17 protein-coding genes are annotated in these 14,700 nt (G+C 64.1%); 12 read left to right on the top strand and 5 right to left on the bottom strand.

Annotated elements, in window-relative coordinates:
* From Q392_RS24910 to Q392_RS24895, 4 genes are all read right to left on the bottom strand, one after another.
* Window positions 1-1,853: DEAD/DEAH box helicase (locus Q392_RS24910; protein ID WP_038214418.1), on the bottom strand; the 1,853-nt coding region annotated here is incomplete at its 3' end.
* On the bottom strand, window positions 1,850-4,615 hold the full coding sequence (locus Q392_RS24905; RefSeq protein WP_038214386.1) for a class I SAM-dependent DNA methyltransferase: 2,766 nt from the start codon (window positions 4,613-4,615) through the stop codon (window positions 1,850-1,852). The genes Q392_RS24905 and Q392_RS24910, both read right to left, overlap by 4 nt.
* A 145-nt stretch (window positions 4,616-4,760) precedes the next feature.
* The gene (locus Q392_RS24900; RefSeq protein ID WP_038214384.1) at window positions 4,761-5,438 is read right to left on the bottom strand and encodes a hypothetical protein; all 678 of its coding nucleotides are present in this window, start codon (window positions 5,436-5,438) and stop codon (window positions 4,761-4,763) included.
* A 105-nt stretch (window positions 5,439-5,543) separates the two neighbouring features.
* Entirely contained in the window at window positions 5,544-6,110 is a 567-nt protein-coding gene (locus Q392_RS24895) for an Arc family DNA-binding protein (protein ID WP_038214381.1), read from the bottom strand.
* 115 nt (window positions 6,111-6,225) lie between these two features.
* On the opposite strand from Q392_RS24895, the gene Q392_RS33675 reads away from it, so the two are divergent.
* From Q392_RS33675 to Q392_RS24840, 12 genes are all read left to right on the top strand, one after another.
* Window positions 6,226-6,414, top strand: a complete 189-nt coding sequence (locus Q392_RS33675; RefSeq protein ID WP_211260294.1) for a hypothetical protein — start codon at window positions 6,226-6,228, stop codon at window positions 6,412-6,414.
* Window positions 6,411-6,743 carry a hypothetical protein gene (locus tag Q392_RS24890; RefSeq protein WP_157008245.1) on the top strand — a complete coding sequence of 111 codons (333 nt, stop codon included), beginning with the start codon at window positions 6,411-6,413 and terminating at the stop codon, window positions 6,741-6,743. The genes Q392_RS33675 and Q392_RS24890 overlap by 4 nt, the downstream gene beginning before the upstream one ends.
* 213 nt (window positions 6,744-6,956) lie before the next feature.
* Complete coding sequence (locus tag Q392_RS24885) at window positions 6,957-7,364, top strand: hypothetical protein (protein ID WP_038214375.1); 408 nt, start codon at window positions 6,957-6,959, stop codon at window positions 7,362-7,364.
* Between the two features lie 94 nt (window positions 7,365-7,458).
* Window positions 7,459-7,917, top strand: coding sequence for a hypothetical protein (locus tag Q392_RS24880; protein ID WP_038214371.1), 459 nt, complete (start codon window positions 7,459-7,461; stop codon window positions 7,915-7,917).
* Window position 7,918: 1 nt separating this feature from the next.
* Window positions 7,919-8,350 (top strand): hypothetical protein, encoded by a 432-nt coding sequence (locus Q392_RS24875; RefSeq protein WP_038214368.1) that lies wholly within the window; start codon window positions 7,919-7,921, stop codon window positions 8,348-8,350.
* The gene (locus Q392_RS24870) at window positions 8,347-8,958 is read left to right on the top strand and encodes a hypothetical protein (RefSeq protein ID WP_038214366.1); all 612 of its coding nucleotides are present in this window, start codon (window positions 8,347-8,349) and stop codon (window positions 8,956-8,958) included. Before Q392_RS24875 ends, Q392_RS24870 begins: the two co-directional genes overlap by 4 nt.
* Complete coding sequence (locus Q392_RS24865; RefSeq protein WP_157008243.1) at window positions 8,955-9,575, top strand: hypothetical protein; 621 nt, start codon at window positions 8,955-8,957, stop codon at window positions 9,573-9,575. Before Q392_RS24870 ends, Q392_RS24865 begins: the two co-directional genes overlap by 4 nt.
* Before the next feature lie 1,177 nt (window positions 9,576-10,752).
* Entirely contained in the window at window positions 10,753-11,601 is an 849-nt protein-coding gene (locus Q392_RS33670; RefSeq protein WP_051953941.1) for a BRO-N domain-containing protein, read from the top strand.
* Window positions 11,598-11,990 (top strand): hypothetical protein, encoded by a 393-nt coding sequence (locus Q392_RS24850; RefSeq protein WP_038214360.1) that lies wholly within the window; start codon window positions 11,598-11,600, stop codon window positions 11,988-11,990. Before Q392_RS33670 ends, Q392_RS24850 begins: the two co-directional genes overlap by 4 nt.
* 227 nt (window positions 11,991-12,217) lie before the next feature.
* Window positions 12,218-12,346: a hypothetical protein gene (locus Q392_RS34080; protein ID WP_281173454.1), complete on the top strand. Its 129-nt coding sequence runs from the start codon at window positions 12,218-12,220 to the stop codon at window positions 12,344-12,346.
* A gap of 10 nt (window positions 12,347-12,356) precedes the next feature.
* The gene (locus Q392_RS32310) at window positions 12,357-13,631 is read left to right on the top strand and encodes a Rha family transcriptional regulator (RefSeq protein ID WP_245610809.1); all 1,275 of its coding nucleotides are present in this window, start codon (window positions 12,357-12,359) and stop codon (window positions 13,629-13,631) included.
* Window positions 13,628-14,149, top strand: a complete 522-nt coding sequence (locus Q392_RS24840) for a hypothetical protein (protein ID WP_038214352.1) — start codon at window positions 13,628-13,630, stop codon at window positions 14,147-14,149. Before Q392_RS32310 ends, Q392_RS24840 begins: the two co-directional genes overlap by 4 nt.
* Before the next feature lie 267 nt (window positions 14,150-14,416).
* Here Q392_RS24840 and Q392_RS24830 read toward each other — a convergent pair.
* The coding region (locus tag Q392_RS24830) for an integrase core domain-containing protein (RefSeq protein WP_038214348.1) at window positions 14,417-14,700 on the bottom strand (284 nt) is incomplete at its 5' end.

The following is a 14,700-nucleotide window of genomic DNA, read 5'->3' as shown; positions in this document are numbered from 1 at the left end:
AAGCTGTCCTCGCTCATGGTCTTGGCAAGGATGGCGTAGGCTTCCCCGAAGGGGTTGATGCGGTCGATCAGGTCGATGTCCAACTCGCGCACGTCCATCGCGAAGCGGCGCACGCCGTCGATCAGGGCGGTGTTGGGCGACCCATCGCTCTCGCCTTCGGTGACAAGCCGCTTGGCCTGCTGCGTGAGGTTGAGGGCGGCGATGGCGTGCTGGCGCACGGCCTCCTGATCTTCGGCGTCAAGCTCGGGATACTTGTCCTTGATGATCTTGCCCATGCGAACTTGCGTCAGCTCCTCGGGCACCAGCTCCTCATCGAACAGGCCGCGCTCGATGGTGGGCTTGTCCTGCACGAAGGCCGCAATGACTTCGTTCAGGTCTTCCTGACAGATTCGTGCTGCCTCCTTGCTCTTGGGCTCGGCGAGGCCCTTGATCTCGATTTGGTACGCCCCTGTCTGCTCATTGACACCGACATTGCAGCGGTCCGCGTCGTAGCCACCTTCCCCGTAGTCAAAGCCCGGCGTCGGGCCGCTGTCGGGGTTCTTGGGCTTGAACTCGAAGCGCGGAGCAAGAACCTGCTCCATCAGCAGGCTTGCCGCGATGGCCTTCAACGTATCGTTGACGGCCTCGGTGACAGCTTCCTCGGCTGCATCCGGCTCGGCGATCAGGTTGGTGAACCTCGCGCGGGTCTTGCCGGGCGCGTCGCGGGTAGCTCGGCCGATGATCTGCACGATCTCGGTCAGGCTGGCGCGGTAGCCCACGGTCAGCGCATGTTCGCACCAAATCCAATCGAAGCCTTCCTTCGCCATGCCCAGCGCGATGATGATGTCCACATGGTCGCGGTTGTTCTTCTGCGCCGGGTCTTTGAGCGAGGCGGACACGCGGTCGCGCTTGGTGGCATCGTCATCGACGAGATCGGCGATCCGCAGCACGCGGCCATCGGGACGCTTGACACGTTGGAAGCCAGTCGCAGGGTCGATGCCTTGCCATTCACCCAGCGCTTCGATGATGTGCTCCACTTCCCGTATCTTGTCCTTCGTGCTCTCGCGCGAATTGATATTCGGGATGTGAATGATGGTCTTCTCGGCGGGATCGAGGACATTGAGGATGTCATCGACGTAAGGCCCGCTGTAGAAGAAGTAGCCGATGTCGAGTTGCTTGAGGTACTCGTAGCCGTTGAGTTGCTCGTAGTAGGTGTAGGTGACGGTATCGAACTTCGACTCGTCCTGCGGTGCGAGCACGGCCTCGGCGTCGCCACGGAAGTAGGAGCCAGTCATGGCGACGATGTGCGTCTTGCCCCTCGCGAAGAATTGCCCGAGGTGCAAGCCGAGTTTGTTGTCCGCGTTCGCTGAAACGTGGTGGAACTCATCGACCGCGATCAGTCGGTCGTCGAACGCCTCCACGCCGTAGGCATCGACCGCGAAGCGGAAGGTCGCATGGGTGCAGACCAGCACCTTGTCGTCGCCTTCGAGGAATGCGCCCAGCGACTTGACCTTCCCGCCGTTGTCATTGCCTGGCGCGTTGCACAGGTTCCACTTGGGTTCGACCTGCCAGTCGGACCAGAAGCCGTACTTCGACAGCGGCTCGTCGTTGAAGCTGGCTCCGATGGACTTCTCGGGCACAACGATGATGGCCTGCTTCAAGCCCTGGTTCTTGAGCTTGTCGAGTGCCACGAACATCAGCGCACGGCTCTTGCCGGATGCGGGCGGCGACTTGATGAGCAGGTATTGCTCGCCTCGCTTCTCGTACGCCCGCTCCTGCATGGGACGCATCCCAAGCGCATTGGCCTTGGTCGATGCGCCATTGCGGGCATAGCTGACGGAAACGGATGGTACGGACTTGACTTTTTGGCTCATGCGTTGGCTCCCGGCTTGCGCTTCTTGCCCTTGGCCGGTGCAGCCGAAGCGATCATCTTGGTGTAGAGGTCGAACAGCTTCTCAAGCCGCTCGGTATCGTTCTTGAAGCGACGACCAATGTAGATGCGCTCTAGCACTTCGTCGTTGCGATCATGCGCCGCCCGCAGGTCAGCGGGCATGTTCTCAGGGTCATACAGGTCCGCGATGGTCGCGGGGAAGTGATGCTCCCGCGCCAGCAGGATGTCCTCCGCGCAGCGTGTGAGATCAGCCTTGTTCTTCTCGGTCAGTGTCGGCACCGGGAACGTGTTCCAACCGAGGGTGTTGGAGTACGAGAAGTCTGAACGCAACCTGCCGCAGATTGCCGCAATCCAAGCTAGGTGAAGTCGAGAGGCAAGGATAGATAAGCACCATAATGGGCTGTTACCCATATAGAAGGCTTTGTTGGTCGGAATGACAGCCCCGTCTGCCAACCCGACCGGGAAGTACTCGCGGTTTTCGGACGAGACGATGGGCACGAAAATCTTCGTTGCTTCGTCGCCTTTGCGTTCTCTGAACTGGTGCGGTCGAGTAGCGAGCTTGTTGACGGCCTTGTCTTCTGTTGCCAAGCGATCCGTGCGAACGGCATCAATGCGGGATGCAACGCTCGGAAAGCGGCGAGCCAATGCCACATCATCGTCTCCGAGCCACAAACAATAGCGGGGGTCGCCGTTTATGAACTCGGTTGACCCAAGGAAGCTCTTGACGAGATTCGCAGGGAACCCCTCTTGAAGCAGCGCCTCCTTTTCCAGCGGATCAAGAATCAGTCCAGCGGACTTTGAGTAATAGACGCCATAGTCCATGACTGGCTCAACGAAGAGGGGACGGCGCGAAGCTTCAACGATCTTGATGCGATGCTCAGTCAGGTATGGATTGATGTGAGTAACCGTGCGACGGCTGTCGCCGGCCAGGATGGTTCTGGTACCCGACTCGTCAAAGTCCAAGCCGACAATAATGACTGTGACACCAGCTCGGTTCTTTGCGAGGTTCGACCAGACAAACGATGTGTGCGCAAAACGAATGCGACATCCCATTTCGCCGAGAATCGACCAAGTGATAGGCACCTGTTGACCTTGGCAGAGGCTGTTTGTAGCCACGAAGGCGAAGCGGGCATTGCAGTGCTGGTTGTAGAGCGCGGCCTTGAGTAGCCAAGCACCAACGTAGTCCACGTTCTTCCACTTGGAAGTGATGTTGGCGAAGACTGCTTCGAGGTCAGCCTTCTGCTCATCCGTTTGCTTTCTGGTTCCTGAAAACGGCGGATTGCCGCAGATGTACGTCTCGCCCCCTTCGTTCTCAAAATCTATCTCAGCTTGGTCGAGCGGCGAGCCGAACAAGTCATCGGCCTGCACCTTCACGCCTGTCCCCGCAGGTGGGCAAATGCCCAACCAGTCCAACCGTAGTGCGTTGCCACAGGTGATCCAGTTCTCGTTGCGCAGGGGTAGGAACTCGGCCAAGGCCAGCTTCTGCCCCCGATAGAGCACGTCGCATTGGTACTCGGCTATGACCAGCGCAAGGCGGGCGATCTCCGCCGGGAAATCACGCAGCTCGATCCCGCGAAAATTGGTGACCGGGATTTCTGATGCGCGATCCGGCTCGCCGCGCCGCTGATTGATCTCGGCCTCGATGGCGCGCATTTCCTTATAGGCGATGACCAGAAAGTTGCCCGAACCGCATGCCGGGTCGAAGACCCTGATCTTGGCGATGCGCTTGCGTAGGTTGAGCAACATGCGGGCGTTATCACCCGCTTCATCCAGCTTCTCCCGCAGGTCGTCGAGAAACAGCGGATTCAGCACCTTCAGGATGTTGGGGACACTGGTGTAGTGCATTCCCAGCTCGCCGCGCTCCTCGTCCTCGGCGACGGCCTGGATCATCGAGCCGAAGATGTCCGGGTTGATCTTGGTCCAGTCCAACCCGCCGACGTGCAGCAGGTAGGACCGGGCGATCTTGCTGAATCGCGGCACCTCGTCGCCACCAGAGAACAACTGCCCGTTGACGTAGGGGAAGTCTTCGGCCCATCGGGGAATCTTGGCGGCAGCCCGGTCCTCGCGCTTGGTATTCATGGCGCGGAACAGCGTGGCGATGACCTCGTGCGTGTTCGAGGAGTCCTTCGCGCTCATCTGCGCGACGGTTTCGGTGAAGCGGCCCCTGCCGACGAAGATGTCGGTGTCCTCGGCGAAGAAGCAGAAGATCAGCCGCGCCATGAGCTTGTTCATGTCGTGCCGACGCTCCGCCGAGCCCCATTCTGGGTTGTCCTTCAGCAGTTCGACATACAGACGGTTCAGGCGGCTGGTGGCCCGGATGTCGAAGGCGTTCTCACTGATCTGGCGGACAGTGCTGATGCCCGCCAGCGGTAGGAAGAAGCCGAAATGGTCGGGAAAGTCCTTGAAGGCACAGGCGACGGTCTCGCCGCTGGTCAGGTCTTCGGCCTCGAAGTCCGCCCCGTCCGTGGCGAGGATGAACTTCGCCTTGGCCTTAGCTGTGGCCGGGCTGGCCTTGAGAGCGGCGAGCGTTTGGGTCACCCGCCCTGCGTCGCAGGTCAGGATGTGGATGTTGCTGGTCTGAAGAACACCGCCGAGGTCAGACTTGTTCGACGCCCCCGCGCGCAGGCGCTTGATGGTCGTCGCCTTGTTGCCGAAGGCTTCAAGGAAGGCGTAGGGGAACTCTGCGGGGTCAAAGGGCTGCTCCGCGAGGTCACTGATGGCTTGTTCGATTTCTACGGCGTTCATGGGCGTGCGGCCTTCTTTCTAGGCCAATTCGCCTGACGGCTGTCGTTCTGCGGGGTACTCATATTCCTGCGATTTTTCTTCTGGCTACGCTAGCTTGGGCGTCAACTGCATGAACTCGGCCCTGTAGCGTGCCACCGCACTCATCCTAGAAAGCCGCCCCGTGGCTTCTCTCAAGGCAGGGGTAGCAAATCTCGCCTTCTGTATGACCGGCTCGATTGAGTTCACCGCATTCGCGGCAGACCACGAAGTAGCGCCTCTTCTTCAATAGGCGCTTCAATGTCGCGCCGACAGACTTCAATGGCGCCGTGGCGGGTAGTACGGCCTCGGGCGTCCAAACGCCAGCAGGCTCATGGGGGCCATGCCATTCAATATCCTCGACATAGAAGATCAGTACGTCATCCAGAAGGCGGATGCGAAAGGCCTCCAGCAACTCAAGGCCTGCCTGCATCTCTGTCAGCCCGGCCATCGCATCCGGCGGCAGCAACGAAGCAATGCACTCTGTAGGTAGATAGCCCTCATGCTTCAAAAGCGGCGCAACCGGCACGCAAAGGTGATGGTCACGACTCGGAGCAGCGGTGGCGGCGACAACTGGTCCGTCCAGCGATGAGCCTGGGTGCAGTTTGTAGCCTCGTTCAATCATCCTGCGCGCATCTTCCGGGGGCATGGCCCAAAACGGGCCGGGTCGCGTGTCGTCGGGCATGTGGACCACCGCGAAACGACCGCGCTTGGGAATCTCGTCGGCCAGCCTGGGCAACCCGAAGGTCAAGCAGATGCCCGACTGGATCACACCCTCTTCGCGCAGGCGGCGCAGCAGGTAGTTCATGGCTTACCTTCAATTTGGAGCATCTGTTCAGGCGTCCGACCGGCACGGCGGCCGACATGGCGCGATAGGCGCATGCAAGGGCGACGGGACTCGAGCGGGGTGCACCTAGTCGTCGCCCGTCTTCTTGCTTACGACAGCTCGGCGAAAGCGTCGCTGCGTGGCCTCCCACGCGGCATCCGTCGTATCCATGGCTTCTGCCACATCGCGGTGCTTCCTCTGGAAGTCGCTTCGGGGCACTAGATAGTCCTCGGGCTTCATGTCCACGTAGAACGTGGCCGCATAGGCCGCCGCCTCGTCAAACTCGCCCATGCGACCACGCCGGCCCTTGCCCCCCCCTAGCTCCTCGTACATCAGGGCAATCCATTCACATAGGTTGGCCTGCACGCGGCCCAGCGTCACGATGGTCTTGGCGCGGGCTTCGGCGAGTTCCCGTGCCTCCTTTGCGTCGGCCATTGCGGCAATGGTCTGCGCCCGGGCCTCTGCCAAATCCCGGAACACCTCGCCCTCCATGGCTGTTGGCGGCGCTGCGAAGCTGGCCTGCAGCCGTGCCACCACCTCCGCATTCATCGATCGATTGCTTTGTTTGGCCGCCTCGGCGATGCGGTCCCGCATCCCGTCAGGGAAGCGAACGATGTACTTGTCTGCTGTCTGCGGCGCTCGGTCGGCTGTCATTTTTCAATCATAGGGCAATGAGCCATACATAAATACAATGGCTTATTGCCATATATTTCATGGCTCAACGCCATATCATTCGTAGCATGGCAATGAGCCATGCAACAGGAGCCCTATGACAGATACACCACCGCAGAAGCGCTACTGGCGCGGGCAGATTCGTCTGCCGGCCCCTTTGGCCGCATGGCTCGCTGAGCGTGCGGCTGCCCGCTACAGAACCATCAATGCCGAAATCGTTGACCTCGTGCTCAGAGCGCAGGAGCAAGCGAACGGCACCAATCACCTTTCACGGACCAATCAATGACTGACATGACCAACATTAAGCGCCAAGCCGGCCTCGAACGGCTGCGCGCAAGCCAGGCCCAGCAGGCCGAAATCGACCGCATCGAAGGCCGCAAGATCGGCGAGAAGTGGGCGCTCGAATACGCCGACATCAACGACCTTAAGGCCGTCGCGAACCTCAGCGGCGAAGCCACCATCCAGGGCGAGGAGGCCAATGCCGTGCATGCGGCCCTGCGCGACACGAACTTGGACATCGACGAGCTGTTCGGCCTCGCCCGCGACCAAGAGCTGTCCAACGCGATGGCGGAGGGCTTCATCGAGGGCGCCGCTGAGGTGCTGGCCGAAGTCTGAGATTCAACCCCGCTTCACGCGCAGTGCATGCGCGCCGCCCGGGGGTAAGCAGGCGGGTACTCCTTCGCGTAGGCAGCGGATGCACGGCCAACGGCGCGGATACCTGATCCCTCATCCCGGAGGCCAGCGCCCGGGAACTCACAACTAAACGGCCGCCCAACCAGTACCACCCGACCGGGCGGCCGGACCACCAACAACCTCAAAGGAAAGTCAATGACCAGTCTCTATTTTAAGAAGGCCCGCTCCATCGCCAACGACATCGTGGTCGCACTGGATCATGCAGGCCACGTCCTGACCGACTATGTCGATACCGATCTGAGCTGCATCCCTTACAGCCTCAGGAGCACCGCAGAATCCTTCGCGACGCGTCTCGACGAGGTCAAAAGCAAAGAGACCATGGACAGCCTGATGTGCGAGTACCAGATGTTTGAACCTCTGCTGCGCGCGTCCGCCCTGGGCCTGCGAGCCGAGATTGACCGAGTCGCTCCGGAAGAGAACGCGAGCGTGGCAGCCATCGCGATCGTGTCCATGTGCTCGGCTGCCGGCATGGTGGAGGCCGTCTACGCCAACCTCATGTCGGAGTTCTCCAACACCTGGGGCGCCGCACGGGAAGCAGCATGATCCTCACCCCTGCTCAGGCCACGACCTTCCACACTGCCATGCGGCACCTGCACAGCTTCGCCCGCGCCCACGGCCTGCATCAGGAGGTGGCGCAATGCTGAAAGCTTGGCACTACACCACCAAGGCGCGAGCTGTTGACATCCTGGGCGACAGCATCCTCAAGCCGTCCAGCACCGGTGTTCAGCCCCCGGAAAAACCTGTCGTCTGGTTCTCGCTCAACCAGCGGTGGGAGCCGACCGCGAACAAGGCCATCGTTCACAACGGTGCCCTGCGCACTCTGACGATGACGGAGACGCACACGGTTGGAGGCGGCCTGTGCCGCTTCGGCATCGACGCGAACAAGCTGCTCACCGGTGGGGCTCTGCGCCGCCGAGCTTCCATTTCTCACGCCACTTGGATCGGCCTGACTCGCCATGCCCAGAGCGGTGATCCGCGCGACTGGTTCGGCCATGTTGGACCTCTCGGAATCCATGGCCTCGAACTGCAGATGCTGCTCGATCCGGCCGGCGAGTGGGAGACCATCGGTCTGCTGGAAATCGAAGGCGCGACCTGACATGGACCGCACCAATCAACACCAGCCGCCAGCGCCCGACGCTGCGGACACCGCCGTCATCCTGGCCGATGCCGAGGTGGCGACGCAGCGCCTGTCCGCCCTCTCAGCGGCCGCGAGCGTCGGCGGCGACCGCTGGCGCAGGCAGATGTGCGACGCGCGCGACGCAGCCGTGGCCGTGGCGGAGCGGGTGATCGCAGCTTCCGGACGACCGGCGCAGGCCATCACCTATTGCGACGCCGCATTCTTCACGAGCGCCAGCGCGGGCATTCTCTTGGAGGTAGCGGCGGCGACGGAAACAGCATACTTCGCGTTCCGCGCCGGAAACTCCTCTGCGGGCGACGAGTGCATGCGACGTTCGGACGTACTTCGTGCCCTGTTCGACGCGATGCAGGCCTCCACCTGCGCCATGGAAGGAAGCGGGGAGTCTCCATGAACGGTCCCCTGACGCTTCGATTCACCGAGTGGCGGTGCGGCCACCACGGCCAGCGGCCGGCCGACATCCCTGTGCAGTCCGTGCAACAGGCGCAGCTCATCCTCCAGGCTATCGCCAACGCCATCAGCCAGCCCGGCCACGCGCGCGCCGTCCTGTTCGATGCCAACACTGGCCGCACCGCCTACGTGACCGACGACTACGCCGAACCGCTGCCCGAAGCGAGCAGCTACCGCACGGTCGTCTACCACGGCAGCCCGACTGAGATCGCGGACTTGGAGGGTCTGCAGGACGCTTTCGATGCGGCCTACGGTGGCACGCTGCGGCGATGGGACGGCGCGGCCTGGCTAGACGACATGGAGGTCATGACCACGCTGTCGGCAGCCGAAATCGAGGTCGCTACGGCACCGGTGGAGTGGCACGAAGAAGACCAGCGCCACCCCGTGTGCGACCTTCCGCCCGTGCTCAAGCCAGCCGCTGAGCTGCTGGCGGAACTGCGCGAGGTGAAGGCCGACATGGAAGCCGAGGCGGCGGAGCTGGCGCAGGATGGCACCGTCTTGCGGCGGCCAAGCGTCCTGGCGGCATCCAGCGGCGGCGAGGTACGGCCATGATCGCCGCATCAATCCAGCCTGCTGCCCGGGTTGTGCGCAGACCGACATGCAACACCGCCGCCTGGGTTGATGATGACTACGCGCGATTGCTGGCTCGGCAGGCGTGGCGCGACATCGGCGCGGCCAGTGACGCGCTCATGGACGGAGAAAGGTCGTTGGCATGCACTCGCAAGAGCCTGGCCTTTCTCCGAGAGGAGCGCATGCGCGTGGGGCCTGGCTTCAAGATGGGCACGCGGGTATGGCTCTGCACGGCGCAAACGGAGGGTGAACTCGCCGTCTTCTCGGCTGACTTCACGGGTCGCGGGACGGTGCGACGGGTGGATGACCCCTTGGTGATCATCGGGCGCCACTTCATGGAACGGGCCTTCGAGCGGTTCGGTCGCGCCGGCACGAACTACCTGCCGGACCTCATCCGCGACATTCTTGCGCCACTGTCCACTCTTGCGCGGCCGGAGGAGTGCGATACCCCTGGCACCGGGCCTGCCGCTGAGGTAGAGATTTCTGGCGCGGGTAGGGTCAGGCTAGAAACCATGCTGTGCGAGCCTGAACACTACCTCGCCTGGGCCGCGAAGACGTTCCTGCCGCCGAAGCTGGACGACCTCGACGCTTGTCATTAGACCGTTGCGGTTTCGTTCTGAGCTATCGCGCGCAACATTCATCCGCATCAACACGTATGGACACCAATGAACGCCGGGAGCGCTTTTGTCCCCGGGGACACACCCGGGACATGGAATGCATGTCCCCGGCGACGTCCCAGCCCTGTCACTCGCGACAGGGTGCGCATGTCACGCGTGACAGGCCCGTGACCAGCGTCGTGCCGATAGCCTCCGCGAAGCACAATAGGCGTTGCATCAGCCGGCGAAAAAGTGGGAAAAAACGTCCCCCGCTCTATCGCGCAGCGCTCTGAAACTGCATGTGTCGATGGGTGGTGCCAACGACGCAGATTTTCCCCAGAAGCCCCGGCTTCGTAGTCTCCTACCAGCGCAAGCTGGCATTGGCACCACCTTGGAGACGGCGAAGTTCGGGGCTTCGCCTTTTCCGTGACTAGCTGGTGGGTCTATCGGGCCAACCGGGCGGCAAGGGGTAGTCGAGAAGATGCGGTCGCGCAAGCGATGCGGCGGAGTACGACAGCACCGTCCGGGCAACGTTCTTCCCATCAGCGAATCGTGCGGCAGAGAAGACCGGGCCGCACTGGTGGATTGGTCTGCAACGCCCGTGGCATCAATGCGGCGGGTGGCGGGGCAGACGGGATGGGCCAGGGAAGACGCTCACGCGAGCGGAAAGCCATCCAGCGTAGCGCGACGTGCGTGGCTACGCCCCGCGTCCAGCGGGAACAAGGCCAAGCTGCCTGCGGGCGGTAAAGGCGGCTTGTTGCCCGACAGTGCTCAGCGCTCGCTCCTCCGCGAGATCGACCACTGCCAATCGCCTCCGACCCTCGGCGCTGCGCGCCGCGCTCTGCAACATCAGAGGGAGATGAACGACGCGCGCCAGCGCGTCCGCCGAAGGCGGAAGGCGACCTCTGCACCTGACCCGTGGATTTCAAAGGTCAGCCCTGAGGGAACCCACGATCCCGGCCGCCCTCGCCGCTCGGAAAATCCAGCCCGCCGCCTCAGCCGCGCCAGCCAGAAACTGCAGGTCGCCGAAGCGTGACAGCAGGCAGGAGATTGCGATCTACATCGAGCCCCCACGGGTTCACCGTCCAAGCACCGCAAGGTGCGCGGCTGTCACGCTGGACGGTGAACCCGTGGGGGTTCTCTCGCTCTGGACGGCGCAACCTGACCTGTGGAGAACTCGATGTCCAACCCTCTTCGCGCCGCGCAGGCGCACATCCCCGAAGCGGCCGAGGCCGCCAATGAGCAGCGCTACGCCGTGGTGCGCGCAGAGGGCTGCGTCACGCCATTCGCGCTCGACGACTTCTACATCCGCATCGTGGTCATCGACGGCGAGGCGTGGTTCGTCGGCAAGGACGTGGCCGGCGCGCTCGGCTACTCCAACGAGACGGATGCGATGACCCGGCATTGCAAGGGGGTCGTGAAACGCTACCCCCTTCGCACCAGCGGCGGCGTGCAGGACGTTCGCATCCTGGCCGAGCCGGACATGCTGCGCCTGATCGTCAACAGCAAGCTGCCGTCGGCCGAGCGCTTCGAGCGGTGGGTGTTCGAGGAGGTGCTGCCGACGATCCGCAAGACCGGCAGCTACGCGATGGCCCAGGCTCCGGCACCCGTGCTGCCTGGCAGCTACATCGAGGCGCTGGAGCACCTGCTGGCCTCGAAAAAGGCCGAGCAGTTCGCCATCGAGCAGCGCGACGAGGCGGTGCGCACGAAGGCGCTGATCGGCTCGCGGCGCGAGGCGCAGGCCATGGCGACAGCCAGCGCGGCGGCGCGCGAGGCGAAGAAGCTGCGCGCCAAGCTCGGCGAAGGCGCAATGTTCGCGTCCATCCTGGCAGTGAACAAGGCGTTCACCCTCAAGCTGGACGATCGCAAGGCGTGGCGCCCGCTCAAGAAATGGTGCGAGGACCACGGCGTGAAGCCGCTGGACGCCATCGACACACGATGGGGGAAGGTGGAGCGCTGGCCGGCCGGCGCGTGGCTGGACGTGTACGGCATCGACCTGGCCGACAAGTTCGGCGCCGAGGAGGCATGACCGTGACGGAACCTGTTGTTCAACGCAAGAAGCTGGCGCTGCGCCGCGTGGTGCCGGCGCCGACGATGCCGGAGCTGCTGGAACCGGCACCGGCGCCCGAGGCGATGCCGAAGGTCCATACTGGCGCCAGGCTGTCCGGCGCGTCCGTGGTGCGCGTGGACGCCGCGCTCGCCCGGCTGCGCACGCTGCTGCTCGACGACGACAAGGTGCGCCTCGCCATCGAGGCCGCACTGGCCGAGGGCGAACTGGTGCATGCCCGTCTGGTGCTCAAGCCGGGCGTGAGCGGCGTTCATGCACATGCCGACGTGCGCACCGTACGGCCTCTGCGTGGCACTCCGCTGCCGGCGCCCGCAGCCAACGACGACGGCGCGCCGGCAGTGGCCGCCTGAGCCGCTGGAAAACTCAGCCCATGGGCTCCGCCCGCCGACCAGGAAGATGAGTGCTGTCGAGTGGCGTAGTGCTCGGCGATGGCCCTCAAGCGTGCGGCCGGTGACGTGCCCAACAGGGCCTCGCCGGACCCTCCTCCCGGCGGTTACGAGCGTCTCTCGGCCGCACCCTTGAGGGCCATCCCTGGCGAAGCGTCTCCTCGGCGATCCTTGTCGTAACGGAGACCGTTTTGAACCATCACCTCCCTCGCGCCGTCGTGCGCTACTTCGCCACCCGGCCGCTGCTGGTGGCATTCATCGCCATCGGCCTCGCCGACACCGCCGGCAAGGCCGCCGTCGCGGCACTGGGCATCGCCTGAGGAGCGCGCCATGACTGTCAGCACGGCCGACACCATCGGAACCCAGCACGCACCCGAGGACCAGCACGCCCTCGCGGTCCTCGTCTACAACGGCCGCCCCGTGCGCGCCATCTGCATCGAGGGCGCGATCTGGGTCGCCGCTGCCGACGCCGCCCACGTGCTGGGCATCGGTGGCGGCGAGCAGATGGTGCGCGCCATCTGCGGCTCCAGCGCGCGTTACCACCCCAGCTACGCCGCGCTTGGCCGCATCCGCATCCTCGACGGCGCCGAGCTGGCGCTGCTGATCGGCAAGGCGCGTTGCGGCGACTTTCTCGCGCGCGAGTTCGGCGCCTGGCTCTTCCGCGAGGCCCAGCCGATCCTGCAGCGCATGATCGCCCACCAGGGCCAGCAAGCGGCGAACGACGCTCATGCCCTGCCCGCGCGCGTCGAGGTGCAACCCACGCCGATGCCGGGCAACCACGTCGTTCCCCTGGCGACGCCGGCAGCGGGCGATACCGCGCCGACCATGACCAGCCTGGAAATCGCCGAACTGGTCGAGTCGCGCCACGACAGCGTGAAGCGCACCATCGAACGCCTTGCGAATCAAGGAGTTATCGCTTTCCCACCGTTGGTGGAAAAGCCGTCTACGGGCGGGCGGCCTGGCTCCGAGTTCGTCTTCGAGGGGGACAAGGGCAAGCGGGACAGCATCATCGTGGTGGCCCAGCTCTCGCCGGAATTCACGGCCCGGCTGGTGGACCGCTGGCAGGAACTGGAATCGGGCGCCGCTGCCGCGCCGCGTGTCCTGTCCGAGGCCGAGCGCCTGCTGCTGCAGGCGCAGGCCCTGCTCAAGCTGGAGCGCGAGAACTCGGAGCTGCGCGAGGGCCAGGAACGCCTCCGCGCGACCGCCGCCGAGCAGGCGGAAGCGCTGGTGCGCGTGGCCGACGACGTGAAGATGATCGCGGACAGCAAAGTGCACGACGCCCCGCCGGCCGGCATGGAGACGGTCAGCGCGATCCGGCGCCGCATGCGCGAGAAGTACGGCCTGGGCGCCGATGTCGTCGGCTGGGTCATCCGTGAGGCCGACGACTTCCGCCTGCCGGTCGTCGGCCAGGTCCGCAACAGGGCCGAGGACGAGCGCGCGCCAGCCACGTGCGCTCTCTATCAGGTGCGCTCGGCCACCCTGGCCGTAGAGCATTTCCTGCGCGGTGCGAAGCTGGTGCCAGGCACCCAGCGCGACTACATGCACCCGGCCTACCCGCACCGTTTCCGCCTCGCGGTGGGCGGGCACCTGCGCGCCATCAAGTGAGCCGCAGGCGCGCGCAGGCCCGGGCGTTTACCGCGCTCGACGAGCTGCTGGCCGACCCGGTGAACCCGCTGCCGGTGGCGCGCATTGAGCCGCACCTGCGCGTCGTGCGCGCGGGCCTGGACGCCCTACTCGACCGACCGACGATAGCGGCATGGCAAGACGTTGGCGACGCCCTGCGCGTGCTGGCAATGGGCGTGGAGCTGGGCATCTTCACGGACCCCAGCCACGAATGCGGCCGCGCGCTGGATATGCTGATCGACCTGGGCGAGCACCAGGGCCGGGGCCTCGATGCCGACGACTGGCACGTGCTGCGCGGGGTGCTGGAGGACTACGCTGAACTGCTGGCGACCATGCCGGCGCGCGCCCTGATCCGCGACCAGCGCTTCGCCGAACGCCGGGCCAGGGCGGCCGGTGAGGCGGTCGAGGGCGACGGCACCTACACGAGCCGCCTGCGCGCGGCATGTGCACGCCTCGGAGCCGTGGAACGCGCTTCGCCTATCGTCTCTCCCGACAAGTAGGAGATGCCGACCAGTCGTCAAACTCGGCATGCTTAGAGACATTCTCCGCCTTGGTCAGAATCTGCAAGTTGTGCTCGACATGAAGCCCGCACGCCTTACGCCCTTGAAGGGGAACAATGTGATCAACCTCGTGTTTTACGCCGGTTTGAGCGGTGAGCCGCCGTGCTTCGCGATAAATCGCAGCAATGGCTTTTTTGTCAGCCCAAGCTGGGGTCGCCCATGACAACGTGAACCGCCCCGGTTTTCGCGGAGGCCGGTTGGCTTGAGTCAGGCCGGGCTGACCTGCTGCTCAAGATTGCGATAGTAGTTGGCCTCGAACTCGGCCGGCGGCACGTAGCCCAGCGGGGCCATCAGCCGATGGTTGTTAAACCATGACACCCATTCCAAGGTCGCTAGCTCCACCGCCTCTCTGGTCTTCCAGGGCGCCCGGCGATGGATCAACTCGGCCTTGTACAACCCGTTGATCGTCTCTGCCAGAGCGTTGTCGTAGGAGTCGCCCTTGCTGCCCACCGATGGCTCGATGCCGGCCTCGGCAAGCCGCTCGGTGTAGC

The sequence above is a fragment of the Xenophilus azovorans DSM 13620 genome (assembly GCF_000745855.1).
GTDB lineage: Bacteria > Pseudomonadota > Gammaproteobacteria > Burkholderiales > Burkholderiaceae_C > Xenophilus > Xenophilus azovorans.
Note: the sequence above shows the minus strand (reverse complement) of the source record. Positions and strands in the feature narration are given on the sequence as shown.

What these genes read in the sequence shown, in the direction of transcription:
- Q392_RS24905 (WP_038214386.1), bottom strand. Translation starts at nt 4,615, where the DNA reads ATGAACGCCGTAGAAATCGAACAAGCCATCAGTGACCTCGCGGAGCAG.
- Q392_RS24900 (WP_038214384.1), bottom strand. Translation starts at nt 5,438, where the DNA reads ATGAACTACCTGCTGCGCCGCCTGCGCGAAGAGGGTGTGATCCAGTCG.
- Q392_RS24895 (WP_038214381.1), bottom strand. Translation starts at nt 6,110, where the DNA reads ATGACAGCCGACCGAGCGCCGCAGACAGCAGACAAGTACATCGTTCGC.
- Q392_RS33675 (WP_211260294.1), top strand. Translation starts at nt 6,226, where the DNA reads ATGACAGATACACCACCGCAGAAGCGCTACTGGCGCGGGCAGATTCGT.
- Q392_RS24890 (WP_157008245.1), top strand. Translation starts at nt 6,411, where the DNA reads ATGACTGACATGACCAACATTAAGCGCCAAGCCGGCCTCGAACGGCTG.
- Q392_RS24885 (WP_038214375.1), top strand. Translation starts at nt 6,957, where the DNA reads ATGACCAGTCTCTATTTTAAGAAGGCCCGCTCCATCGCCAACGACATC.
- Q392_RS24880 (WP_038214371.1), top strand. Translation starts at nt 7,459, where the DNA reads ATGCTGAAAGCTTGGCACTACACCACCAAGGCGCGAGCTGTTGACATC.
- Q392_RS24875 (WP_038214368.1), top strand. Translation starts at nt 7,919, where the DNA reads ATGGACCGCACCAATCAACACCAGCCGCCAGCGCCCGACGCTGCGGAC.
- Q392_RS24870 (WP_038214366.1), top strand. Translation starts at nt 8,347, where the DNA reads ATGAACGGTCCCCTGACGCTTCGATTCACCGAGTGGCGGTGCGGCCAC.
- Q392_RS24865 (WP_157008243.1), top strand. Translation starts at nt 8,955, where the DNA reads ATGATCGCCGCATCAATCCAGCCTGCTGCCCGGGTTGTGCGCAGACCG.
- Q392_RS33670 (WP_051953941.1), top strand. Translation starts at nt 10,753, where the DNA reads ATGTCCAACCCTCTTCGCGCCGCGCAGGCGCACATCCCCGAAGCGGCC.
- Q392_RS24850 (WP_038214360.1), top strand. Translation starts at nt 11,598, where the DNA reads ATGACCGTGACGGAACCTGTTGTTCAACGCAAGAAGCTGGCGCTGCGC.
- Q392_RS32310 (WP_245610809.1), top strand. Translation starts at nt 12,357, where the DNA reads ATGACTGTCAGCACGGCCGACACCATCGGAACCCAGCACGCACCCGAG.